21 protein-coding genes and 1 pseudogene are annotated in these 23,597 nt (G+C 71.9%); 12 read left to right on the forward strand and 10 right to left on the reverse strand.

The genetic code is table 11. From position 1 onward, the window contains the following. Positions 1 to 9 precede the first annotated feature (9 nt). Positions 10 to 183: a hypothetical protein gene (locus RM812_RS01440; RefSeq protein WP_311570505.1), complete on the forward strand. Its 174-nt coding sequence runs from the start codon at positions 10 to 12 to the stop codon at positions 181 to 183. Positions 184 to 242: 59 nt separating this feature from the next. On the opposite strand, the gene RM812_RS01445 is transcribed toward RM812_RS01440, so the two are convergent. From RM812_RS01445 to RM812_RS01460, 4 genes and pseudogenes are all read right to left on the reverse strand, one after another. Beyond that, positions 243 to 422: a hypothetical protein gene (locus RM812_RS01445; protein ID WP_311570506.1), complete on the reverse strand. Its 180-nt coding sequence runs from the start codon at positions 420 to 422 to the stop codon at positions 243 to 245. 34 nt (positions 423 to 456) lie between these two features. Then, on the reverse strand, positions 457 to 720 hold the full coding sequence (locus RM812_RS01450) for a GntR family transcriptional regulator (RefSeq protein WP_311570507.1): 264 nt from the start codon (positions 718 to 720) through the stop codon (positions 457 to 459). A gap of 609 nt (positions 721 to 1,329) precedes the next feature. Continuing rightward, positions 1,330 to 1,953 carry a GntR family transcriptional regulator gene (locus RM812_RS01455; protein ID WP_311570508.1) on the reverse strand — a complete coding sequence of 208 codons (624 nt, stop codon included), beginning with the start codon at positions 1,951 to 1,953 and terminating at the stop codon, positions 1,330 to 1,332. A gap of 455 nt (positions 1,954 to 2,408) precedes the next feature. After that, positions 2,409 to 2,981: pseudogene (locus RM812_RS01460) on the reverse strand (M1 family peptidase); the annotation flags it as partial. Between the two features lie 175 nt (positions 2,982 to 3,156). Here RM812_RS01460 and RM812_RS01465 point away from each other — a divergent pair. From RM812_RS01465 to RM812_RS01480, 4 genes are all read left to right on the forward strand, one after another. Continuing rightward, positions 3,157 to 5,115 carry a Xaa-Pro dipeptidyl-peptidase gene (locus RM812_RS01465; RefSeq protein ID WP_311570509.1) on the forward strand — a complete coding sequence of 653 codons (1,959 nt, stop codon included), beginning with the start codon at positions 3,157 to 3,159 and terminating at the stop codon, positions 5,113 to 5,115. Between the two features lie 163 nt (positions 5,116 to 5,278). Continuing rightward, positions 5,279 to 7,009 (forward strand): BCCT family transporter, encoded by a 1,731-nt coding sequence (locus RM812_RS01470; protein WP_311570510.1) that lies wholly within the window; start codon positions 5,279 to 5,281, stop codon positions 7,007 to 7,009. Positions 7,010 to 7,142: 133 nt separating this feature from the next. Next, complete coding sequence (locus RM812_RS01475; protein ID WP_311570511.1) at positions 7,143 to 8,174, forward strand: oxidoreductase; 1,032 nt, start codon at positions 7,143 to 7,145, stop codon at positions 8,172 to 8,174. Between the two features lie 109 nt (positions 8,175 to 8,283). Beyond that, complete coding sequence (locus tag RM812_RS01480) at positions 8,284 to 9,924, forward strand: ABC-F family ATP-binding cassette domain-containing protein (RefSeq protein ID WP_311570512.1); 1,641 nt, start codon at positions 8,284 to 8,286, stop codon at positions 9,922 to 9,924. Between the two features lie 158 nt (positions 9,925 to 10,082). On the opposite strand, the gene RM812_RS01485 is transcribed toward RM812_RS01480, so the two are convergent. The 3 genes from RM812_RS01485 to RM812_RS01495 all read right to left on the reverse strand — a co-directional run bounded on the left by RM812_RS01485 (position 10,083) and on the right by RM812_RS01495 (position 13,681). Beyond that, entirely contained in the window at positions 10,083 to 12,440 is a 2,358-nt protein-coding gene (locus RM812_RS01485; protein WP_311570513.1) for a Tex family protein, read from the reverse strand. 144 nt (positions 12,441 to 12,584) lie between these two features. Next, positions 12,585 to 12,716, reverse strand: a complete 132-nt coding sequence (locus RM812_RS01490; RefSeq protein WP_311570514.1) for an LPFR motif small protein — start codon at positions 12,714 to 12,716, stop codon at positions 12,585 to 12,587. A 95-nt stretch (positions 12,717 to 12,811) separates the two neighbouring features. Then, entirely contained in the window at positions 12,812 to 13,681 is an 870-nt protein-coding gene (locus RM812_RS01495) for an SCO6745 family protein (RefSeq protein ID WP_311570515.1), read from the reverse strand. Positions 13,682 to 13,805: 124 nt separating this feature from the next. Between RM812_RS01495 and RM812_RS01500 the strand changes: the two genes are divergently transcribed. Together RM812_RS01500 and RM812_RS01505 are read left to right on the forward strand one after the other, a co-directional pair. Next, the gene (locus RM812_RS01500) at positions 13,806 to 14,774 is read left to right on the forward strand and encodes a GlxA family transcriptional regulator (RefSeq protein WP_311570516.1); all 969 of its coding nucleotides are present in this window, start codon (positions 13,806 to 13,808) and stop codon (positions 14,772 to 14,774) included. 42 nt (positions 14,775 to 14,816) lie between these two features. Continuing rightward, complete coding sequence (locus tag RM812_RS01505; protein ID WP_311570517.1) at positions 14,817 to 15,452, forward strand: DJ-1/PfpI family protein; 636 nt, start codon at positions 14,817 to 14,819, stop codon at positions 15,450 to 15,452. On the opposite strand, the gene RM812_RS01510 is transcribed toward RM812_RS01505, so the two are convergent. Further along, complete coding sequence (locus tag RM812_RS01510) at positions 15,439 to 16,194, reverse strand: enoyl-CoA hydratase/isomerase family protein (protein ID WP_311570518.1); 756 nt, start codon at positions 16,192 to 16,194, stop codon at positions 15,439 to 15,441. The genes RM812_RS01505 and RM812_RS01510 overlap by 14 nt on opposite strands. Before the next feature lie 202 nt (positions 16,195 to 16,396). Here RM812_RS01510 and RM812_RS01515 point away from each other — a divergent pair, with 202 nt between their 5' ends. Then, on the forward strand, positions 16,397 to 16,849 hold the full coding sequence (locus tag RM812_RS01515) for an ATP-binding protein (RefSeq protein ID WP_311570618.1): 453 nt from the start codon (positions 16,397 to 16,399) through the stop codon (positions 16,847 to 16,849). A gap of 16 nt (positions 16,850 to 16,865) precedes the next feature. Here the strand turns inward: RM812_RS01515 and idi are convergent, their stop codons facing one another. Next, positions 16,866 to 17,459: an isopentenyl-diphosphate Delta-isomerase gene (gene idi / locus RM812_RS01520; protein ID WP_311570519.1), complete on the reverse strand. Its 594-nt coding sequence runs from the start codon at positions 17,457 to 17,459 to the stop codon at positions 16,866 to 16,868. Between the two features lie 301 nt (positions 17,460 to 17,760). Beyond that, on the reverse strand, positions 17,761 to 18,699 hold the full coding sequence (locus RM812_RS01525; protein WP_311570520.1) for a cation diffusion facilitator family transporter: 939 nt from the start codon (positions 18,697 to 18,699) through the stop codon (positions 17,761 to 17,763). A 469-nt stretch (positions 18,700 to 19,168) separates the two neighbouring features. Between RM812_RS01525 and RM812_RS01530 the strand changes: the two genes are divergently transcribed. Genes RM812_RS01530 through RM812_RS01545 form a run of 4 tightly spaced genes read left to right on the forward strand, consistent with a single transcriptional unit; the run spans position 19,169 to position 23,592 of the window. Beyond that, positions 19,169 to 21,037, forward strand: a complete 1,869-nt coding sequence (locus RM812_RS01530; RefSeq protein WP_311570521.1) for a DUF5941 domain-containing protein — start codon at positions 19,169 to 19,171, stop codon at positions 21,035 to 21,037. After that, on the forward strand, positions 21,034 to 21,786 hold the full coding sequence (locus tag RM812_RS01535; protein WP_311570522.1) for a phosphocholine cytidylyltransferase family protein: 753 nt from the start codon (positions 21,034 to 21,036) through the stop codon (positions 21,784 to 21,786). The genes RM812_RS01530 and RM812_RS01535 overlap by 4 nt, the downstream gene beginning before the upstream one ends. Then, positions 21,774 to 22,835: an iron-containing alcohol dehydrogenase family protein gene (locus tag RM812_RS01540; RefSeq protein ID WP_311570523.1), complete on the forward strand. Its 1,062-nt coding sequence runs from the start codon at positions 21,774 to 21,776 to the stop codon at positions 22,833 to 22,835. Before RM812_RS01535 ends, RM812_RS01540 begins: the two co-directional genes overlap by 13 nt. Continuing rightward, positions 22,813 to 23,592, forward strand: coding sequence for a CDP-alcohol phosphatidyltransferase family protein (locus tag RM812_RS01545; RefSeq protein ID WP_311570524.1), 780 nt, complete (start codon positions 22,813 to 22,815; stop codon positions 23,590 to 23,592). The genes RM812_RS01540 and RM812_RS01545 overlap by 23 nt, the downstream gene beginning before the upstream one ends. Positions 23,593 to 23,597: the final 5 nt, after the last annotated feature.

Genomic DNA, 23,597 nt, shown 5'->3' on the forward strand with positions numbered 1-23,597 from the left:
ACACCGACCATGGCCACCTACCGGGTCGACGGAACCGTGCGCAGCCAGCCCGGCCCCGACGACTGGGAACTGATCCTGGTCACCGAGGGCCCCGTCGAAGCCACCCGAGTCGTCCACGAGTCCGAGGGGACGTTCTGGCGGCGACTGACCGAGGACGGCAGCATCGTGCTCCCCCGGGTCTGAGCCACAAGTGCAAAAGCGCCCCCGCCTGAGGCAAGCAGGCGGGGCGCTCGCACTTCAGCCTACGCCGCGGTGGTCATCTCCTCGCGGACGGCCGCGATCCACTCGTCCCGCAGCTGCTCGTAGCGTTCCCGGGTTGGCCCCCACAGCCAGCCGCCTGTCGACTGCAGCAGGGCGTGGATCTCCGCCTGCACGACCGCAGCAGACCGCGCGGACCCCGGAACCGGGGGAGTGGAGGACATGCCGCTGATCGTATCGGCGGGGTCTGACAGGCGCCTAGGATTCGGCGGGTGGCTGACCGACGTAGGTGCCGCGGCCCTGCACCTTCCACACGACGCGCTCCTCGACGAGCACGTCCAAGGCCCGCCGCACAGTCGTCCGCGCGATCCCGTACTCCTGCACCAAGCGGGTCTCCGACGCGATCGGCCGGCCTTCCGCCCAGTCGCCGCGCGCGATCCGCGCCTTCAGGATCTCGGCGAGCTGCCGATATGGGGTGACAGGACCCTCGTGGTCGATCTCGGCATCCGGATTGCTGGCCATGATCCGAAGCTAGGCGTGCTCCTACAAGCCAGCACCTCGGGCTACGTCTCGCTACGTGTCGAGACAGGGCGATACAAGTCCCGCTAGCCTGCAATTGCACGCAGAGACCCCCGCGACCGCGCGACCGGCCCGGGGGCATGGCCGACGAAGGAGCCGTCGACGTGGACGAGCGTAGAGACCCCCAGCCCCCTGACGACAGTAGGGCGCCGCTAGTCGCCGCTCACACCGGCCTACCGCCAGTCCAGGAAGCCTATGGAGCCTGGGCCCGGCACCGGCTGCGCTGCCTGGTCTGCCGCGACATCGACGCTGGCCCCTGCGCTACGGCCGGCCAGCTGTACCGGGTCTGGGAGGCGCTGGCGAAGGACGCGATCCGCCAGATCGCCAGAGGGAGCGCGTAAAAACCGTCGACTGAGCGACCGAACAGTAGATGTGAGTGGAATCGATTACCTGCCGAAACGTTTGGCCAAGGCCTGACCTGCGATTACAGAGACGCACCCCGTGCGAACGCATGGTCGAAGAAGATGTGCCGGGCACGCTTCCTTATTCAACAAACTTGAGATTTACTCTGGGTTCCGGCATATGCACAGCCGGGCAGAACGGGGCCCCCAGCTAACCGCTGGGCGCTAGACGGATCAACCACCGATCCATCGGCAGAACGAGATCAGCAGTCTCCAGGGGGCGACCATCATGGTCGAAGCGAGTGCGCACCACGCGAAACGCGAGGGTGTCCACCAGCAGGCCCAGAGCATGTGCCTGGTCCTCGGTGAGCGCAACCGACCCGACCTCCGCAACGCACGAAGCGTGCGGCCGGCGTCGGCCGCGCCACCAGGACGACACCAGCATCGCCGACCTGCCACCTGGATCCAGGCACTCAACAGTCTCGTGCTTCAAAAATGTGCCGACACGAACGTCAAGTCGCTGTGCGAGCTCTTCCGTGGCGGGGCGCGGCCGGGTGTCGGTGGTCTCGGTGGCGAAGGGCCACTCGGCGTCCGCGTCGGTGAGAGTGCGCATGGCAGGAGGATGCGCCACGTACACCGCCCGGCGCTCCTCGCCCGCCAGGACTCCGGCACGGCGCAGATGCACGTAGGCGAGGCGCACGGTTTGAGGGTTCACGCCGAGTTCGGCAGCTAGCTCGGCGCGAGAGGGTAGATCCTGGCCTGGCTGCCATTCCCCGGCGGCGATACGACGCTGGATGTCAGCAGCGATACGCCGGAAGCGCGCATCCTCTGCCATCCGGACCCCTGTCGATCATGACTAGAGGTCAGACGCTATGAGGCGGACGACACCCTGGATATATCCAGGGCCCCACTAGGTCGAACGGCACCCGAGGTAACTGAAGAGAGAACTCGGCACGGCAGGGTATAGGTCCCTGCGGTGTCGATAGGCCCGCTGCCTGGTCGCCGCACCCCTTTTGGTAGCCGCGCAGCGGAATCGGGTACCCGGCAACATCCGTTGCGTACCCACCCGAACGAGTGAACCCTGCCCGTGATTCTTGTAGGGCGCACTCGTTGAAGAGAGAAGCCGGGCCCGGCTCCCATCCATCGCCTCCGAGGGCGTCCCAGGGAGCCGGGCCCGGCGCTTTGTGTGCATCGCCTGTCGCTCAAGTCTGCCACTGGGAAAGAACTGGGAAACAATCATGCGCACACCTGCCCACACATGGGTACAGATGCTCACGCAGCGAGGACGTAACTGCAGGTCAGAGCGCCATCCTGGGCCAAAGCCTCAGCTCCCAACCTCGCCGAAACGAGCGGGTGGTCGTTGCTGGGGAACCACCACCAGGCGGCCTCGGGCTCGTTCGCGGCGACGCCGCCGTCCGTGGTGCGGTGCCAGCTGGTGAGGCCGTACGCCTCCTTCGAGGACGGCACCCCGCTGTAGCGCACCACGACGGTGACGGGCGTGCCCTTGCGCAGCGGGCTCCGCGGGGTGATCTCCAGCTCGTGTTCGCCCGAGGTCGTGAACGACGCCCCGGCGCCGTTCACCCGCACCTCGCCGACGTCCAGCAGGAAGTCCAGATTGAACCGCGACAGGTCCTGGGTGGTGCGGGCCAGGATCGTCGCCGTCCCCTCCAGCCGGTCGGTCGCCGGCTGGTACTTCAGGCGCAGGTCGTAGTGGGAGACGTCGTAGCCGCCGTTGCCGTAGGCCGGGTAGTAGGGGTCGCCGATGCCCGGCGCGCCGGGGGAGTGGGCCGCCGCCGAAGCCGGGATCGCCAGCATGAGCGAAGCGGCGCCCAGCGCGCCCGGCACGATGAATCTGCGGTGCACGAAAGCTCCAAGTCGTAGGGGCACGGAGTCTGTTCGAAGCCTATGCAGCCCCTGTGCGCACAGTCATGTCCACGGCCACGCGTGTCACACGATCGCCATGCGGCCGCCATGACACACCCGAACACACCCGACGCCCTCTTCTGCACGGCACTTGACCCGATGTACCGTCCCGCGCATGCCGACACGCATGCGCTTCACGATCTGGAGACCGCTCGCGACGGCGGCCACGGCCGCTCTCATGGCGACCTTCCTCACGCCCGTCGCGACGGCCCACCCCGCACCGCGGCAGAGCGAACCCGTCCACTCCTACGACGACGCCGTCCGTGAGGCCGTCTGGGTGGACACCGGATACGACGGCGACGGCGACGGCGGGCACGACCGCGTCGCCGTCGACATCGTCCGCCCCCGCGAACCCGCGCGGCAGGGCCGGAAGGTTCCCGTCATCATGGACGCCAGCCCTTACTACTCCTGCTGCGGGCGCGGCAACGAGAGCCAGAAGAAGACGTACGACGCGGACGGCGACGTCGTCGGAATGCCGCTGTACTACGACAACTACTTCGTGCCGCGCGGCTACGCCTTCGTCGGCGTCGACCTGGCCGGCACCAACCGCTCCGACGGCTGCGTCGACGTCGGCGGACGCTCCGACATCCAGTCCGCGAAGGCCGTCGTCGACTGGCTGAACGGCCGTGCGAAGGCGTACACCACCCGCACCGGCACCGAGCGCGCCACGGCGGGCTGGACCAACGGGAAGACCGGCATGATCGGCAAGAGCTGGGACGGCACCATCGCGAACGGTGTGGCCGCCACCGGCGTCGAGGGCCTGGAGACCATCGTCCCGATCGCCGCCATCTCCTCCTGGTACGACTACTACTTCAGCCAGGGCGCCCCGCTCTACGGCTCCGGCCCCGACTGGCTGTCCGACCACGTCAACAGCCCCGACGCCCGCGCCCACTGCGACGCCGTCCAGCAGCGGCTCGTCGACGGTGCCCCGCGCACCGGCGACTGGACGCGGCTGTGGACCGAGCGCGACTACGTGAAGGCCGCGAGCAAGGTGAAGGCGAGCGTCTTCCTCGTCCACGGCATGCAGGACCTCAACGTCCGCATGCAGCACGTCGGCCCGTGGTGGAACGCCCTCGCGAAGAACGGCGTCGACCGCAAGATCTGGCTCTCCCAGACCGGCCACGTCGACCCCTTCGACTTCCGCCGCGCCGAGTGGGTCGAGACCCTGCACCGCTGGTTCGACCACGAACTCCTCGGCTACGACAACGGCATCGACCGCGAGCCCATGGCCGACATCGAACGCAGTCCCGACCAGTGGGAGACGTCGAGGACCTGGCCGCCGCGCGCCACGGCCACCACGACCCTGCACCCCGGCCAGGGCGATCGGCCGGGCGTCGGCACCCTCGGCCTGCGCCGCGACCACGGCGCCGAGACCCTCACCGACGACCCGGCGCTGAGCGAGACCGACTGGGCCGCGCACATCGACAGCCCGACACCGGAGAAGGCCGGATTCGTCACCGGCCCGCTCACCCGCGACCTGCGCCTGTCCGGCGCGTCCGAGGTCACCGTCACCGCGCGGTCCAGCACCCCGACGGCCCACCTCTCCGCCGTACTCGTCGACCTCGGCCCCGACACCGTCCGCGACTACACGGCCGCGGGCGAGGGCATCACCACCCTCGCGAACCGCACCTGCTGGGGCCCGAGCACCGCGGGGGACAGCTCCTGCTACAAGGAGACCGCGGCGGAGACCGCCGACGTGGACTACACGGTCGTCAGCCGCGGTTGGGCCGACCTCGGCAACCACGCGTCCCAGTGGCAGGGCCGCCCGCTCACCCCGGGCCGGGCGTACACCCTCACCCTGGACCTCGCGGCCACCGACCACGTCGTCCCGGCCGGCCACCGGCTCGCGCTCGTCGTCGCGGGCACCGACAAGGACCTCATCGACCCGCCCGCCGACACGCCCACGCTCACCGTGGACCTCTCCCGCACCTCGGCACGCGTACCGTTCGTCGGCGGCACCGCCGCGTTCGCCGCGGCCACCGCCGGTACGGCGAGCGCCGCTCCCGCCCCCGCGCCGCTCGCCGGCGTCTCCGCGCCGGACACCGCTCACCGCGTCCCGAAGGGAGCCCGATGAACGCGCACGGGGCACCGGCGCGCCGCACCGGGAAAGACGCCTGCGCACCACATGACGGGGGCGCTCCCGACACCCGCTGCTGAGGAGGTGAGTTCAGCGTCACACGTGGTAAGCGGGTGACGTAGGACTCTTCTCGGCCTCACCGACTGGAAAGGTGCCGCCTGTGACGCAGGACCGACCGAGCGACGAGGACCACCACGAAAGAGGCACGCTGCCGGGTTCGGAAGCGGGCCTGCCGGGGCAGGAGTCCAAGCCCCGGACCGACCGCGTCGTCTTCGGCGTCACGGCCGCACTGACCGTCGCCTTCGTCGTCTGGGGCGCCGCCGCCACCGACTCGCTGGAGGACGCCTCCAGCAGCATGCTGGGCGGCCTGATGCACAACGGCGGCTGGGCGTTCATGCTGGCCGCCTCGGGATTCGTCGTCTTCGCCCTCTGGCTCGCGGTCAGCCGCTACGGCCGCATCCACCTCGGTGCCGAGGGCGAGGAACCCGAGTTCCGCACGGTGTCCTGGGTCGCCATGATGTTCAGCGCGGGCATGGGCATCGGTCTGATGTTCTACGGCGTGAGCGAGCCGCTGGCCCACTACACGACGGCCCCGCCGGGAACCACCCCGGCCGACTCCGGCGAACGCATGGAGACGGCCATGGCCACCACCCTGTTCCACTGGACGCTCCACCCGTGGGCGATCTACGCGGTGGTCGGCCTCGGGATCGCCTACAGCACCTTCCGCAGGCGCCGCCGTCAGACCATCAGCGCCGTCTTCACCCCGCTCATCGGAGAGAAGAACGCGGGCGGCGTCGGCGGCCGGGTCATCGACATACTGGCCATCATCGCGACGGTCTTCGGCTCCGCGGCCTCGCTGGGCCTCGGCGCGCTCCAGATCGGCTCGGGCGTGCAGGAGCTGGACTGGATGGACAAGGTCAGCACCGGGCTGCTGGTCGGCATCATCGCGGTCCTCACCGTGGCCTTCGTGGCCTCCGCGATCTCCGGCGTCGAGAAGGGCATCCAGTGGCTGTCCAACACCAACATGGTGCTGGCCCTGGTCCTCGCCCTGTTCGTGTTCGTCGCGGGGCCGACCATCATCGTCCTCGACCTGCTGCCCACCTCGGTCTTCGCCTACCTGGGCGACCTGCCCCAGCTGGCCGGCCGCACCGAGGCCAGCGGCGGTGAGGGCGTCGCGGACTGGCTGGGCAGCTGGACCGTCTTCTACTGGGCGTGGTGGATCTCCTGGACGCCCTTCGTCGGCATGTTCATCGCCCGCATCAGCCGGGGCCGGACCATCCGTCAGTTCATCGGCGGAGTCATCCTCGTCCCCAGCACGGTCAGCCTGCTCTGGTTCGCGATCTTCGGCGGCTCGGCCATGAAGCTCCAGGAGCAGGGGCGGCTGGGCGAGGAGTCGACCCCCGAGGGGCAGCTCTTCGCCGTGCTGCAGGAGTTCCCGATCGCCACCGCCACCAGCCTGCTGGTGATGGTGCTCGTCGGCATCTTCTTCGTCTCCGGCGCCGACGCCGCCTCCATCGTGATGGGCACCCTCTCGCAGAAGGGCGCGCTGGAGCCCAGCCGCTGGGTGGTGGTCTTCTGGGGCGTGGTGACCGGCGCGGTCGCCGCCATCATGCTCCTCGTCGGCAGCGGCCAGGGCGACGCGCTGACCGGCCTGCAGAACCTCACGATCCTCGCGGCGGCGCCGTTCGTCATCGTGATGATCTTCATGTGCGTCGCCCTCATGCGCGACCTGCGCCGCGACCCGCTCATCGTGCGCGGCGAGATGGCCTCCGAAGCCGTCGGCCTGGCCGTCATCGAGGGACACAGGCGGTACGAGGGCGAGTTCGAGATCCGCATCGGACCCGGCGCCGGCACCGAAGTGGAGGGCGACCCGATCGGCAAGCACGACTGACCGGCCGCCGTCGGCCCGGTCACCCCGCCCCCGCCCAGGACGACCTCGTCACCCGGTTCGGCCTCCACACGGGGACGCCGGCCGACACGCCGGACCGTGCGCAGACCGGTCCCGGCGCGGGAATACTCCCCGCATGGCTGCCGAGTACACGACCTTCGGCCTGGCACCGGCGATGCGGGCCGGGGGCGTCCTTCCCGACGGTGACTACCGGGTCCACCGCGACTTCGTGGACTTCATCGTGGACGGACGTCCCCTGCTGTTCCGCCTCTCGGACCTGGACGCCGTCTCCCCGCTCGCCTCCGACGTTCCGCCGGCGATCTTCACCGCGCAGGTCCGCAGCCTGCTCCTGGAGACCGAGGCCCCCCTGCCCGGCGGCCGGTACGTCATCTACGGCTGTCCCGAGTGCGAGGACCTGGCCTGCGGCGCCGTGACCGCCGTGATCCGGCGCGACGGCGAGGACTTCGTCTGGCGGGACTTCGCCTGGCAGACCGGCGAACACGCCGACCTGGACCTCAACGGCTACCACGGCATCGGCCCGTTCCGCTTCCCCGGCGCCGAGTACCGCGCGGCGCTGGCGGCCCTGCTCGACGGCTCCGCGCACACCCGCCGCCGGGTCCTGCTGATCGGCGACCGCGTGGCCCTGCTCGCCAAGCTCGCCGCCGCGCTGCGCACCATCGGCATCGGCGCCGACATCACCCGCGACGCCGGCGACGTGCCGGCCGACGAACTGCGGGACTACGGCGCCGTCGCCTTCGGCAACGCGGTCACCGAGGAGGAACGGACCGCCGTACGCCGTGCCTTCGCCGACGCCGGGACCGACGTGGCCCACGTCGACGGTCTCGCCCCGATCGTCCCGCTGCTCGTCGCGCAGATCGAACACGCCCTGGACCGCGGCCCGGCCGAACGGCGCCGCCTGACCCGGCTGACCGCGGACGCCACCGCCGCGGACGTCGAGGTCACCTCGCCCTGCCGGGTACGGCTCACCGCGTACCGCGTCGACCGTCTCCGCCGCACCCGCACCCACGAGGTCTTCGACGGCGTGCTCGAACCGGGCGGCCACCGCATCGCCCTGGACGCGCGGACGGTGAAGGGGGAGTCCTTCGTGGTGGCACGGGCGCCGGGAAGCGTGCTGGTGGCGGCGGTGACGCACGGGAAACCCCACTGATCGGGCGGCCGGCCGCCGGCAGGGCTGTCCGACCACTCCGTGCCTGCCTCGCGGCGCCCTCCGGGCGGACGACGGGAACGGTCGGACAGGCCCTAGGATCGACGGTCTGATGACTGCCACCCTCGTCGCCAAGAACCTCGCCGCCGGCCACGGCGACCGCTCCCTGTTCACCGGGCTCGACCTCGTCGTCGCCCCCGGTGACGTGATCGGACTCGTCGGAGCCAACGGCGCGGGCAAGTCCACCCTCCTGCGGATGCTCGCCGGGCTGACCACGCCGGAACAGGGCGAACTGCGCCTGTCCCCGCCGACCGCCACCGTCGGCCACCTCCCGCAGGAGCCGGAGCGCAGGCCCGGCGAGACCGTCCGCGCGTTCCTGGCCCGCCGTACCGGCGTGACCGAGGCCCAGCGCGCCATGGACGAGGCCACCCAGGCGCTGGTCGACGGGGCTGCCGGAGCCGACGACGCCTACGCGACCAGCCTGGAGCGCTGGCTCTCCCTCGGCGGCGCCGACCTGGACGACCGCGCGGCGGAGACCGCCGACGCGCTGGGCCTGACGGTCGATCTCGACCAGCCGATGACGTCCCTGTCCGGCGGCCAGGCCGCGCGGGCCGGCCTCGCCTCCCTCCTTCTCTCCCGCTACGACGTCTTCCTCCTCGACGAGCCGACCAACGACCTCGACCTGGACGGCCTCGAACGCCTCGAACGCTTCGTGACCGGCCTGCGCGCCGGCACCGTCGTCGTCAGCCACGACCGCGAGTTCCTCACCCGCACCGTCACCAAGGTGCTCGAACTCGACCTCGCCCAGCAGCAGATCAACCTCTACGGTGGTGGCTACGCGGCCTACCTGGAGGAACGCGAGGTGGCGCGTCGGCACGCCCGCGACGAGTACGAGGAGTACGCCGACAAGCGGGCGGCCCTCCAGGACCGGGCGCAGACGCAGCGCGCCTGGATGGACAAGGGCGTCAAGAACGCCCGGCGCAAGGCGGGCAACGACAACGACAAGATCGGCCGCAAGTTCCGCAGCGAGGCCAGCGAGAAGCAGGCAGCCAAGGCCCGCCAGACCCAGCGCATGATCGAACGCCTGGAGGTCGTCGAGGAGCCGCGCAAGGAGTGGGACCTGCGCATGGAGATCGCCTCGGCACCACGCTCGGGCGCGGTGGTCGCCACTCTGCGCGACGCCGAGGTCCGACGCGGCGGCTTCGTCCTCGGCCCGGTCTCCCTCCAGATCGACTGGGCCGACCGGGTCGCGGTGACCGGAGCCAACGGCGCGGGCAAGTCCACGCTGCTCGGCGCCCTCCTGGGCCGCGTCCCGCTCGACGCCGGGCACGCCGCGCTCGGCTCCGGCGTTCTGCTCGGCGAGGTCGACCAGGCCCGCGAGCTGTTCTACGGCCCCGAGGTCCTGCTGGACGCCTTCCGCGCCGCCGTCCCCGACACGGAACCGGCCGAGAACCGCACCCTCCTGGCCAAGTTCGGCCTCAAGGCGGACCACGTCACACGGCCGGCGTCGACCCTCTCCCCGGGCGAACGCACCAGGGCCGCCCTGGCCCTCCTCCAGGGCAGGGGCGTCAACCTCCTGGTCCTGGACGAGCCGACCAACCACCTCGACCTGCCGGCGATCGAACAGCTCGAATCGGCTCTGGACGCCTACGAGGGCACGCTGCTCCTGGTCACCCACGACCGCCGCATGCTGGACGCGGTACGGGTGACCCGCCGCCTGGAGGTGGCGGACGGCAAGGTGACGGAGCACTGAGACCGGCGGCACGGGCGGGGGCGCGGCACGCCGTCGGCGCCGGGCCGCGCACCCACCCGCAGTGGCTAGTGCCGCGGCAGGCAACGGCTTCCGGCCGGCACGCCGAGAGCACGCACCGGACGCCGCTCCTTCACGGGCGAACGTTGCCCGCCGCGGCACTAGGCCAACCCCGCCCGCCGCAACGCGTCGGCCATCGCCCCGTTGGACGGCGCGGGCGCCGCGGACGGCCGCCCCTTCCCGCCCCCGGAGCCCTGCCGCTGCTGCCGCTGCCTGGGGGGCTTGCCGCCACGCTCCCGCTTCTGCTCGCCCTGCGGAGCGGCCTCGTCCTCCAGCCGCAACGTCAACGAGATCCGCTTGCGCGGAATGTCGACGTCCAGCACCTTCACCTTCACGATGTCCCCGGGCTTGACCACGTCCCGCGGATCCTTCACGAAGGTCTTCGACATCGCGGACACGTGCACCAGGCCGTCCTGGTGCACACCGACGTCCACGAACGCCCCGAAGGCCGCGACATTGGTGACGACGCCCTCGAGCACCATGCCGGACGACAGGTCGGAGATCTTCTCCACGCCCTCCTTGAAGGTGGCCGTCCTGAACGCCGGCCGCGGGTCGCGCCCCGGCTTCTCCAGCTCCTTCAGGATGTCGCTCACCGTCGGCAGACCGAACTTCTCGTCCACGAACTCCGTCGGCCGCAGCGACCGCAGCACCGAGGTGTTGCCGATCAGGCCGGCCACCTCCTGCCCGGCGGTCTTCACCATCCGGCGCACCACCGGGTACGCCTCGGGGTGCACGCTGGACGCGTCCAGCGGGTCGGTGCCGCCCCGGATGCGCAGGAAGCCCGCGCACTGCTCGTAGGCCTTGGGCCCGAGCCGCGACACCTTCTTCAACTCGGTCCGGGACCTGAACGGCCCGTTGGCGTCCCGGTGCGCCACGATGTTCTCGGCGAGCCCGGAGGTGATGCCGGAGACGCGGGCGAGCAGCGGGGCCGACGCCGTGTTGACGTCCACGCCCACGCCGTTCACACAGTCCTCGACCACCGCGTCCAGCGAGCGCGAGAGCTTCACCTCGGACAGGTCGTGCTGGTACTGGCCGACGCCGATCGACTTCGGGTCGATCTTCACCAGCTCGGCCAGCGGGTCCTGGAGCCGCCGGGCGATCGACACCGCGCCGCGCAGCGAGACGTCCATGTCCGGCAACTCCTGGGAGGCGAAGGCGGAGGCCGAGTACACGGATGCGCCCGCCTCGGACACCATCACCTTGGTGAGCTGCAACTCGGGGTGCCTGGCGATGAGTTCACCGGCGAGCTTGTCGGTCTCGCGGGACGCCGTGCCGTTGCCGATGGCGACCAGCTCGACCGCGTGCTCCTTCGCCAGCCGGGCCAGCTTGGCGATCGCCTCGTCCCACCGGTTGGCGGGGACGTGCGGGTGGATCACGTCCGTGGCCACGACCTTGCCGGTGGCGTCGACCACGGCGACCTTCACGCCCGTACGGAAACCCGGGTCCAGGCCGAGCGTCGCGCGGGTGCCCGCGGGAGCGGCCAGCAGCAGGTCGCGGAGGTTGGCGGCGAAGACGTTCACCGCCTCGTCCTCGGCGGCCGTGCGCAGCCGCAGCCTGAGGTCGATGCCGAGGTGCACCAGGATGCGGGTGCGCCAGGCCCAGCGGACGGTGTCCGTCAGCCACTTGTCGGCGGCCCGGCCGCGGTCGGCGATCCCGAACCGGCTCGCGACGATCCCCTCGTACGAGGACGGCCCGTCGGTGGCCTCCTCGGGCTCCAGGACGAGGTCGAGCACGTCCTCCTTCTCGCCGCGCAGCATCGCGAGGATCCGGTGCGAGGGCAGGTCGGTGAATGGCTCGGCGAAGTCGAAGTAGTCGGCGAACTTGGCGCCGGCCTCCTCCTTGCCGTCCTTCACCCTGGCGGCGAGCCGTCCGCGCTTCCACATCCGCTCCCGCAGCTCGCCGATCAGGTCGGCGTCCTCCGCGAACTTCTCCGTGAGGATCGACCGAGCCCCGTCCAGGGCCGCCTGCGGATCCGCCACGCCCTTGTCGGCGTCGACGAACGCGGCGGCCGTGGCGACGGGGTCCACCGACGGGTCGGCGAGCAGGCCCTCGGCCAGCGGCTGCAGACCCGCCTCGCGGGCGATCTGCGCCTTCGTGCGCCGCTTGGGCTTGTAGGGCAGGTAGATGTCCTCCAGGCGCGCCTTGGTCTGGGCCGAGCGGATCCGCGCCTCGAGCTCCTCGGTGAGCTTGCCCTGCTCGCGCACCGCGTCGAGGACGGCCGTACGCCGCTCCTCCAGCTCCCGCAGATAGCGCAGCCGCTCCTCGAGCGTGCGCAGCTGCGCGTCGTCGAGCATCTCGGTCGCTTCCTTGCGGTAGCGGGCGATGAAGGGCACCGTCGAGCCGCCGTCGAGCAGCTCCACGGCGGCCTTCACCTGCCGCTCCCGTACGCCGAGTTCCTCGGCGATCCTGCTTTCGATGGACCCTGCTTCAATGGACCCGCTGGACCCGGGTGTCGTCACGATCCCGTACCGCCTTCTCACTGGGGTTGCGCGGCAATTGTGGCAGGTGGCGACGACAATCGGGGATCAGGGCGCGACGCGAGCCGGTCGAAACCGGGCGGAGCCGGACCCGCGGGACGGTCCCCGCGGGCCGGACCCCGCCGCTCAGACCCGGCGGCCGCGAGTGGCGGACGAGGCCCCGCCGAAGAGCCGGGCCAGGGCCCGGAAGGGAAGCGTCACCACGGTGGCGACGGCGCCACCGATCTGGCGCAGCACGTCTGCGACGGCACGGAACACGGACAGCCCCTTTCCTCTCCCGGCCCCTCGGCCGGGAACAGCACGGGTACCTCGTCATCGGCCGGACATGCCCGGCCGCGTGCCCGGACCGCCGCTCAGGCCCTGCCGAAGAGGTCTGCCGGGAAGGCGCCCGCTCCGACTGCCGTACGCGCGAAGGCGGTTGCGAGCTCCGTCAGACGGGCCACGCCCTCCGCCCCCAGGTGCGCGTAGGGGGCCGCGTCGAGCCGGTCCGTCTCCCGCTCGATCTCGTCGCGCAGCGCGGTGCCCCGCTCGGTCAGGGCGCCGGTCTCGTCGAGCAGTCCGCGGTCGCGGAGCCGGTCCGTCGCCGCGTCCCATTCCTCGCGCGTCCAGCCCCGGGTGCCGAGGACCCACTTCGGCGCGATGCCCTTGCCGGTCGCGGTGTGCGTCACCAGCGCCTCGAGGCCGTCGAGGTCCGCGGCCATGAGCACGGCGAGGTGGCCGTCCCCCCGGTGCTCGCGCAGCAGGGTCGCCGCGTGCCAGTACGCCAGGTGCGCCTCCTCGGGCACGGGCAGGTCCGCGTGGGCCGAGTACAGCGGGCGCGCGCCGCGCGAGCAGCCCTCGGTGGCCCGCAGGGCCAGGCCGGCCGCCTCCGACATCTCCGCGGACGTCAGGGTGTCCTCGCCCAGCAGGCGGCGCAGCGTCGCGTCGACGGCACGCGCGCGTGCCGCCAGCGCCTGCCGTGGCGTGACCGTCTCCCACACCGCGGGCACGTGCCGCGCGACGAGGTCGTGCTTGTAGTTGTAGAACGCGGCCGTCACCGCGCCGGCCCCGACCGGCCCGAGCGCTGCGGCACGCACCGCGAAGTTGACGGCCCGGGGGTCGGTGACCCCGAGGGCGCCCAGCTCCCGGCCGAGGTCGGGCGAGAAGTAGTGCGTCGAGTGCAACGAGTTGAGGGCGTTGTGGCAGCGGCGGCCGGCGCGCGCGTCGAGGGCGGCAGTTGTCATGCCGCGCAGGTTACCAACCGCTCAGTACGTGCTCCAGGCTTGTTCCACGCGCGCGTGCCGCATGGCAGGAAAGGTGGGGAGCTCGTCATTGCGGCCACCGGGGGCCGGGCGAAGAATCGACGGCATGGCCCAGCGAACCGTCCGAACCGTACTGGTCCTCCTCTTCGACGACGTCCAGAGCCTCGACGTCACCGGCCCCGTGGAAGTCTTCGCGGGCGCCGAGAAGCACACGCCGGGTACCTACCGGATCCGTACGGCCTCGCTGGACGGCGCCCCCGTACGCACGTCCAGCGGTCTGAGCGTCGTACCGGACGGGGCGCTCACCGACGCGGCCGACCCGGACACCCTGATCGTCCCCGGCGGCCGGGGCACCCGCCGACCCCACCCGCGCCTGACCGCATGGTTGCGCGGGCACGGACCGCGCGCCCGGCGTCTGGTGTCCGTGTGCACCGGGGCCGTCCTGCTCGCCCGTGCCGGTCTCCTGGACGGCCGCCGCGCCACCACCCACTGGGCGTACTGCGACCGGCTGGCCCGCGACCACCCGGCCGTGGACGTCGACCCCGACCCGATCTACATCCGCGACGGACACGTCGCCACGTCCGCCGGAGTCACCTCCGGCATCGACCTCGCCCTCGCCCTGGTCGAGGAGGACCTGGGCCGGGACGCGGCCCTGACCGTCGCCCGCCACCTGGTGGTGTTCCTGCGCCGGCCCGGGAACCAGGCCCAGTTCAGCGCCCAGCTCGCCGCCCAGACCGCGCGGCGCGAGCCCCTGCGGGAACTCCAGCAGTGGATCACCGAGCACCCCGGCGCCGATCTCGGCGTCGAGGCCCTGGCCGCCCGCGTCAGTCTCTCGCCGCGTCACTTCGCCCGCGCCTTCCAGGCGGAGACCGGCATGACACCCGGCCGGTACGTCGACCGGGTACGCCTCGAACACGCCCGCCGACTGCTGGAGGACACCGGCGACGGCGTCGAGGAGGTCTCCCGCGCCAGCGGTTACGGCACGTCCGAGGCCATGCGCCGCGCCTTCGTCAAGGCGCTCGGAACCCCACCGGCCGAGTACCGCCGCCGGTTCCGCCCCGCCCCCGTCCACTGAGCGGACCTTTTCCGCTCACCGACCCACCACGAAAGGCAGCCCGTGCAGATCGCCATCGTCCTTTACGACCGCTTCACCGCCCTCGACGCCGTGGGCCCGTACGAGGTCCTGAGCCGCATCCCGGACGCGGAGACCGTCTTCGTCGCCGAACGGACCGGCCCCGTCCGCAACGACACGGGAAGCCTCGCGCTGACCGCCGAGCGCACCCTCGCCGACGTACCGGCCCCGGACGTCGTCCTCGTGCCGGGCGGCCCCGGTCAGGAGGCGCAGATGGACAACGAGGCCCTGCTGGGCTGGCTGCGTGCCGCCGACGCCACCAGCACCTGGACCACTTCGGTCTGCTCCGGCTCCCTGCTGCTCGCCGCGGCGGGACTGCTCACGGGCCGCCGCGCCACCACGCACTGGCTGGCCCTGGGCCTGCTGAAGCGGTACGGCGTCGAGCCGACCGGGGAGCGCGTGGTCATCGACGGCAAGTACGTCACCGCGGCCGGCGTCTCCTCCGGCATCGACATGGGCCTCACCCTGGTGGGCCGGATCGCCGGCGACGAGCACGCCCAGGCGGTCCAGCTGCTGACGGAGTACGACCCGCAGCCGCCCTACGACGCCGGGTCCCCGCAGAAGGCCCCCGCGCATCTCGTCGAGGAGTTCCGCACCAGGAACCGGTTCATCCCGAGGTAGGCACGCTCCAGCCGAAGCGCGGCTGCCTGCGCTCCAGGAAGGCGGCGACCCCCTCCGCGGTGTCGCCGCTGCCGCGTGCCTGCGCGGCCCAGTACGCGTCCCGGTCCGTGCGCCCGTTGGCGAACTCCTTCGCCGCGGCCTGCGTCAGCTGCGAGCGCGACACCAGGACACGGGTGAACCCGGCGACCCGCTTGCCGAGTTCGCCCTCCGGCAGTACCTCGTCGACCAGCCCGGTGCGCAGCGCCCGCCCGGCGTCGATCAACTCTCCGGAGAACAGCAGGTACTTGGCGGTGGCCGGTCCCACCAGCGACACCAGCCGCCGGGTCGCCGACGCCGGATACACCACGCCGAGCTTGGCGGGGGTGACCCCGAACAGTGCCCCCTCCTCGGCGAACCGCAGGTCGCAGGCGGCCGCCAACTGGGCGCCGCCGCCCACGCAGTGACCGCGGATCGCCGCCAGCGTCGGTTTGGGGAAGGCCGCGAGGGCCTCCTCGGCCGCGACGGCGAGTCGCTGCGCCTCCTCCGCGGAGCCCCGCAGGGTCGAGATGTCGGCGCCGGCGCAGAACGTCGCCCCCTCACCGGTGAGGACCAGCGCCCGCACCGCCGGGTCGTCCGCCAGGGTGTCGAGCAGTTCCGGCAGCGCCCGCCACATCGCGGTCGTCATGGCGTTGCGCTTGGCCGGGTGGTGGACGACGACGGTGGCGACCGAGTCGGTGACCCGGTGCAGCAGCTGCGGCTCCATGGGCCGGATGCTATCCGCCGGCCGATGGGCTCGGGCAGGCGGTACAAGCGGGACAGGAACGGTCCCACAACTGACGGTGTCATACGCCAACGATCAGAAGTGTTCGATATCTGCAGACTTGTGCTCAGTTCTCCGGTACGGAGCGACGCGTACCGACACTCAGGGTGTGGTGACAATCGAGCCCGAGGGTGGCGACCGGACGATGGACGAGACCGGGCCCGCCGGGCCGCTGCCGTACGAAGGCGTCTGGCGGTTCACCGCCCCCGCCGTGGACGCGTCGGTCCCGCAGGCACGGCACGCGGTGCGGGACCTGCTGGTGCGCCAGGGCGTGCCGGTCTCCGACGACGTGACTCAGGGCCTGCTGCTGATCGTCTCGGAGCTGGTCACGAACGCCGTCCGGCATGCGGCGGTGCTGTCGCCGATGCTCGCCGTGGAGGTCGCCGTCGGGCCCGAGTGGGTCCGGGTGTCCGTGGAGGACAACCACCCCTACCGCCCGACCGCCCTGGAGACCGATCACGCTCGGACCGGCGGGCGCGGGCTGCTCCTGGTGCGTGAGATCACCCTGGAGGCGGGCGGGGCGTGCGACGTGGCCCACACGGCGAGCGGCGGCAAGGTGATCTGGGTCGCCCTGCCGCTCAAACCCGCCCCGCGGTAGCGCGGGCCCGCGCCGCTCACCAGCCGGCGGACGGGCCCGTCAGCTCGCGGACGGCGGGCCGGGCCGCGTCCAGCACCGTCATGAACCACGCGGAGAAGGTGTCCCGCGCATGCCGTTCGGTCAGCTCGGCGGGGGACACGAAGGCGGTCTGGGCCACTTCCTCCGGGTCGGGCCGCGGCGCTTCCTGCACCAGGCCGACGAACAGGTGGTTGTACTCCTGCTCGACCAGCCCGGAGGCCGGGTCCGGGTGGTTGTAACGCACCGTGCCCGCCTCGGCGAGCAACGACGGGGAGACGCCGAGCTCCTCGAACGTCCGCCGGGCCGCCGCCGCGAACGGCGCCTCGCCGGGGTAGGGGTGCCCGCAGCAGGTGTTGGACCACACACCGGGGGAGTGGTACTTGCCGAGCGCCCGCTGCTGGAGCAGCAGCCGGCCCCGTTCGTCGAAGAGGAACACGGAGAAGGCACGGTGCAGCCGCCCCGGCGGCTGGTGCGCGGAGAGCTTCTCCGCGGTGCCGATCGTCACACCGTTCTCGTCGACCAGTTCCAGCAAGATCGCGTCTGCGGTGCCGTTCGACGAGCTGGGCGTCGCGGTGGCAGGAGTGATCGGCATACCCATCCTTCACATCGGTCCTCGCGCCCCAAGTGTGCCGTACGAATCCGGCACTCCCGGCACTTCCCGGCACCCCCGCATGTCCCGCGCGAAGGCGTGGGCGGCGATCGTCACCGGTCGGACGCCGAGGAGGGGTCCGGAGGTTGATCGTTCCCGACATCGCGGACCGGGAACCGTCCGGGGCGTGACGGGGAGGAGTGCCGCGGGCGGACCGGAAGCGGACGAGCAGCGGACGGCGCACTTCACGGCGCGTTCCCCAACCCACGCGCCCCTGGGTGACGTACGGCGCCGCCACCGCGTCTCAGTGGCACAACCGCGCCTCGTGCTCCGCGTGGCCGCTGGGCTCCAGCTGGAAGGTGCAGTGCTCCACGTCGAAGTGGTCGCCGAGGCAGCCCTGCAGCTCGTGGAGCATCTTCTCGTGGCCGATCGCGTTCAGCGCCTCGCCGCTCACCACCACGTGCGCGGACAGCACCGGCATGCCGGAGGTGATCGTCCAGGCGTGCAGGTCGTGGACGTCCTCGACCCCGTCCAGCGCCAGTATGTGGGCGCGCACCTCGGCGATGTCCACGCCCTTGGGCGCCGCCTCCAGCAGTACGTCCAGGGTCTCGCGCAGCAGCCGCCACGTACGCGGCACGATCATCAGACCGATGACCAGCGACGCGAGGGGGTCGGCCGGCCGCCAGCCCGTGGCGAGGATCACCAGCGCCGAGACGATCACGGCCAGGGAGCCCAGCGCGTCCGCCGCCACCTCCAGGAAGGCGCCCCGGACGTTCAGGCTCTCCTTCTGGCCCCGCATCAGCAGCGTCAGCGACACCATGTTCGCCACCAGGCCGATCGCGCCGAAGACGACGGTCAGCCCGCCCGCGGTGGCGGCGGGTGTGATGAACCGTTCGACCGCCTCGTACAGGACGTAACCGCCGACCCCGAGCAGCAGGAGACAGTTCGCCAGGGCCGCGAGGATCTCGGCGCGGGCGTAGCCGAAGGTGCGCCGGTCGCTCGGCGGCCGGTTCGCGAAGTGGACGGCCAGCAGCGCCATGCCGAGGCCCAGGGCGTCCGTCGCCATGTGCGCCGCGTCGGCGATCAGCGCGAGGGAGTCGGCGAGCACGCCCCCGACGATCTCGACGACCATGACGGTGAGGGTGATCGCCAGCGCCACCCGGAGCCTGCCCCGGAACGCGGCGGTCGCCGTCCCCCCGGCGTGCGCCCCGTGCGCGTGACCGTGATCGTGCCCAGCCCCCATGCGAAGCCGCCTCCCTGTCCGTGTCCGGTTCCGGCGTCCGCGTCACAGTCAACTACGGGTGGGGGGTATCGGGCAACGCGGCACTGAACACCGTTGTCATAAGCTCTGACCTGCGGAAACGATCCGCAGGTCAGGGCGTCGCCGGCTCGCGGAGGCACTGCCTGGACCGTGTGGGTGACCGGACCGCGAGAGGGGCGCCCTGACGGTGCGCGCACAGGCGTCGACACTGTGCGATGTCCGCGATGCCCGGTCTGCGAGCGCGGTTTGTGGGGCGGGCTCCGGATCCACCATGATGATCGCGGCAAAGGCGGGTGCAAGCGGCGTGGACCGACCGTGAAACGGGCGGTGAACACGGCGTTCCAGGCATCCGATAGCCTCTGCCGACATGCTGCCCGGGTGCCACAGGCACGGGCGCTCCACCATGCACAGGCCCGGCGCCCAGGCGCCGGCACCCAGGGAGTGAGTTCGGTTGCCGACCGCCATCCTCACCGGTCAGCCGGTCCCCGGTTCGTCGATCGAGAGCGAGCTGCGGTCCCTGGGCTTCGACGTCCGCCCGGCCTCCGGCACCGACGACACCGAGGCACTGCTGGCCCGGGTGCCGGCCGGTGAGCGGGTCGCCGTGGTCGACGCCCGCTTCGTCGGCCATCTGCACGCCCTGCGCCTCGGCCTCACCGACCCCCGCTTCCCGCTCGCCGCGATCCCGGGCGCCGTGACGGCCCAGCCGGACGCCCGGCAGGCCCTGACCCGCGCGATGGCCCGCGAGAACTCCGCGGGCGGCCGCACGGCCGACGGGGGCGCCCCCGCGCGAGCGGAGCCGGGCGCGGAGGACGTCGACAGCCTCGCCGACCGGATCACCGCCGCCCTCGACGCCGACGGCGCCGACGTGCACCGGCCCGAGCTCGGCAGCCTCGTCGCCGCCGTCCCCGCCGACCCGCAGACCCGCAACGAGGCACGGCAGGCCGTCGCCGCCGTCGACGACGAGGCCGTACGCCTGAAGTCGGCGGTGAAGGCCCGCGACGGGTTCGTCACCACCTTCTTCATCAGTCCCTACTCCCGCTACATCGCCCGCTGGTGCGCGCGCCGGGGCCTGACCCCCAACCAGGTCACCACCGCCTCGCTCGTCACCGCGCTCATAGCGGCGGGCTGCGCGGCCACCGGCACCCGCGGCGGCTTCGTCGCCGCCGGCGTCCTGCTCATCGCCTCCTTCGTCCTCGACTGCACCGACGGGCAGCTCGCCCGCTACTCCCTGCAGTACTCCACGCTCGGCGCCTGGCTGGACGCCACCTTCGACCGTGCCAAGGAGTACGCCTACTACGCGGGCCTCGCCCTCGGAGCCGCCCGCGGCGGCGACGACGTGTGGGCCCTCGCCCTCGGCGCGATGGTCCTGCAGACCTGCCGGCACGTGGTGGACTTCTCCTTCAACGAGGCCAACCACGATGCCACCGCGCTCGGTAAATCGTCGCTGGCCAGCCCCACCGCCGCCCTCTCCGGCAAGCTCGACAGCGTCGGCTGGACGATCTGGGCGCGTCGCATGATCGTCCTGCCGATCGGTGAACGCTGGGCCATGATCGCCGTCCTGACCGCGGCCACCACCCCCCGGATCACCTTCTACGCGCTGCTGATCGGCTGCGCGTTCGCCGCGACGTACACCACGGCGGGCCGGGTCCTGCGCTCGCTGACCCGCAGGGCCACGCGCACCGACCGTGCGGCGAAGGCACTGGCCGACCTCGCGGACTCCGGGCCACTGGCCGAGGCGGTCTCCGCGGGCCTCGGCAAGCCCGCCCGCCGGCTGCCCGGCTTCACCGCCCCCGCGGCCGCCCTCCTCGGCGGCGTCGCCGTCGTCGTGACGGCCGCGCTGACCGACTTCGGCGGCCCCTGGCCGGTCGTCGCCGCGATCGCCTACGTCCTGACGTCCGGACTCGCTGTCGCCCGCCCCCTCAAGGGCGCCCTCGACTGGCTGGTCCCGCCGTTCCTGCGCGCCGCCGAGTACGGCACCGTCCTCGTACTGGCGGCGAAAGCGGACGTGAACGGGGCGCTACCGGCGGCTTTCGGGCTGGTGGGAGCGGTCGCCTACCATCACTACGACACGGTCTACCGCATCCGCGGCGACGCGGGCGCGCCGCCGCAGTGGCTGGTGCGGACGGTCGGGGGGCACGAGGGCCGCACGCTGGTGATCACCGTGCTGGCCGTGCTGCTCACCGCCCCGCAGTTCAAGGTCGCGCTCACGGTTCTCGCCGTGGCCGTGGCACTCGTGGTGCTCGTGGAGAGCATCCGCTTCTGGGTCGCCGCCCACAAGGTCGGCGCACCCGCCGTACACGACGAAGGAGAACCCGCATGATCGGCCTCGTGCTGGCGGCCGGCGCCGGACGCCGTCTGCGCCCCTACACCGACACCCTGCCCAAGGCACTGGTCCCGGTCGGCCCCGAGGGTGCGGAGGACAGCATCACGGTGCTGGACCTGACGCTGGCCAACTTCGCCGAGGTCGGCCTGACCGAGGTCGGGATCATCGTCGGCTACCGCAAGGAGGCCGTGTACGACCGCAAGGAGGCGCTGGAGCAGAAGTACGGCGTCAAGCTCACCCTCATCGACAACGACAAGGCCGAGGAGTGGAACAACGCCTACTCCCTGTGGTGCGGCCGTGACGCCCTCAAGGACGGCGTGATCCTCGCCAACGGCGACACCGTGCACCCGGTCTCCGTCGAGAAGACCCTGCTCGCCGCCCGCGGCGACGGCAAGAAGATCATCCTCGCGCTCGACACGGTGAAGAACCTCGCCGACGAGGAGATGAAGGTCGTCGTCGACCCCGACAAGGGCGTGCAGCGCATCACCAAGCTGATGGACCCGGCCGACGCGACCGGCGAGTACATCGGCGTCACCCTCATCGAGGGCGAGGCCGCCGTGGAGCTGGCCGACGCCCTGAGGACGACCTTCGAGCGCGACCCGCAGCTCTACTACGAGGACGGCTACCAGGAGCTGGTCGACCGCGGCTTCAAGGTCGACGTGGCGCCGATCGGCGACGTCAAGTGGGTCGAGATCGACAACCACGACGACCTCGCCAAGGGCAGGGAGATCGCGTGCCAGTACTGACGAGGCTCATCCCGTCGCCGGTCGTCGTGGACATCCGCGCGGGTGCCCTCGACGACCTGGGATGTGTGCTCGCCGACGAGCGCATCTCCCATTCGGGCAAGCTCGCCGTCGCCGTCAGCGGCGGCTCCGGTGCCCGGCTGCGCGAGCGGGTCGCCCCGTCGCTGCCCGGCGCCGACTGGTTCGAGGTCGGCGGCGGCACCCTGGACGACGCGATCGAGCTGGCCGGCGCCATGAAGGGCGGCCACTACGACGCGGTCGTCGGCCTCGGCGGCGGCAAGATCATCGACTGCGCCAAGTTCGCCGCCGCGCGGGTGGGCCTGCCGCTGGTCGCCGTGCCGACGAACCTCGCGCACGACGGTCTGTGCTCCCCGGTCGCCACCCTCGACAACGACGCGGGTCGCGGCTCCTACGGCGTCCCGAACCCGATCGCCGTCGTCATCGACCTGGACGTCATCCGCGCGGCACCGGCACGCTTCGTGCGGGCGGGCATCGGCGACGCCGTCTCCAACGTCTCCGCGATCGCGGACTGGGAGCTGGCCAACCGGGTCAAGGGCGAGCGGATCGACGGCCTGGCCGCCGCGATGGCCCGCCAGGCGGGCGAGGCCGTGCTCCGGCACCCGGGCGGCATCGGGGACAACGAGTTCCTCCAGGTGCTGGCCGAGGCGCTGGTGCTCAGCGGCATCGCCATGTCGGTGTCCGGCGACTCGCGGCCGTCCTCCGGCGCCTGCCACGAGATCAACCACGCCTTCGACCTGCTCTTCCCCCAGCGCGCCGCCGCCCACGGCGAGCAGTGCGGCCTGGGTGCGGCCTTCGCGATGTACCTGCGCGGCGCTCACGAGGAGTCCGCCCACATGGCCGGGGTCCTGCGCCGGCACGGGCTGCCGGTGCTGCCGGAGGAGATCGGTTTCACCCCGGAGGAGTTCTTCCGGGCCGTGGAGTTCGCCCCGCAGACGCGACCCGGCCGCTACACGATCCTCGAGCACCTCGACCTCAAAACCGACCAGATCAAGGACCTGTACGCCGACTATGTCAAGGCCATCGGTAGCTGAACTACGTCCGGTCGTCCATCCCGCGGGGGTCAAGGACCGGCGCAGCGGCGAGCACTGGGCGGGACGCCTCTACATGCGCGAGGTCTCGCTGCGGATCGACCGCTACCTGGTGAACACCAGGATCACGCCCAACCAGCTCACGTACCTGATGACCGTCTGCGGCGTCCTGGCGGCCCCGGCGCTGCTGGTGCCGGGCATCACGGGTGCCGTGCTCGGCGTCGTGGCGGTCCAGCTGTACCTGCTGCTGGACTGCGTCGACGGCGAGGTCGCGCGCTGGAAGAAGCAGTACTCGCTCGGCGGCGTCTACCTGGACCGCGTCGGTGCCTACCTCACCGACGCCGCGGTCCTGGTCGGCCTCGGCCTGCGCGCCGCCGACCTGTGGGGCACCGGGCGGATCGACTGGCTGTGGGCCTTCCTCGGCACCCTGGCCGCCCTCGGCGCCATCCTGATCAAGGCCGAGACCGACCTCGTGGGAGTGGCCCGGCACCAGGCCGGGATGCCCCCGGTCAAGGAGGCCGCCTCCGAGCCGCGCTCCTCCGGCATGGCCCTGGCCCGCCGCGCCGCGGGGGCGCTCAAGTTCCACCGGCTGATCCTCGGCATCGAGGCGTCCCTGCTGATCCTCGTCCTCGCGATCGTCGACCAGGCGCGCGGCGACCTGTTCTTCACCCGCCTCGGCACGGCCGTACTCGCCGGTATCGCGCTCCTGCAGACCCTGCTGCACCTGGTCTCCGTCCTCGCCTCCAGCAGGCTGAAGTGAGCGGG

The sequence above is a fragment of the Streptomyces lancefieldiae genome, assembly GCF_031845825.1.
In the GTDB taxonomy this organism is placed as follows: Bacteria; Actinomycetota; Actinomycetes; order Streptomycetales; family Streptomycetaceae; genus Streptomyces; species Streptomyces lancefieldiae.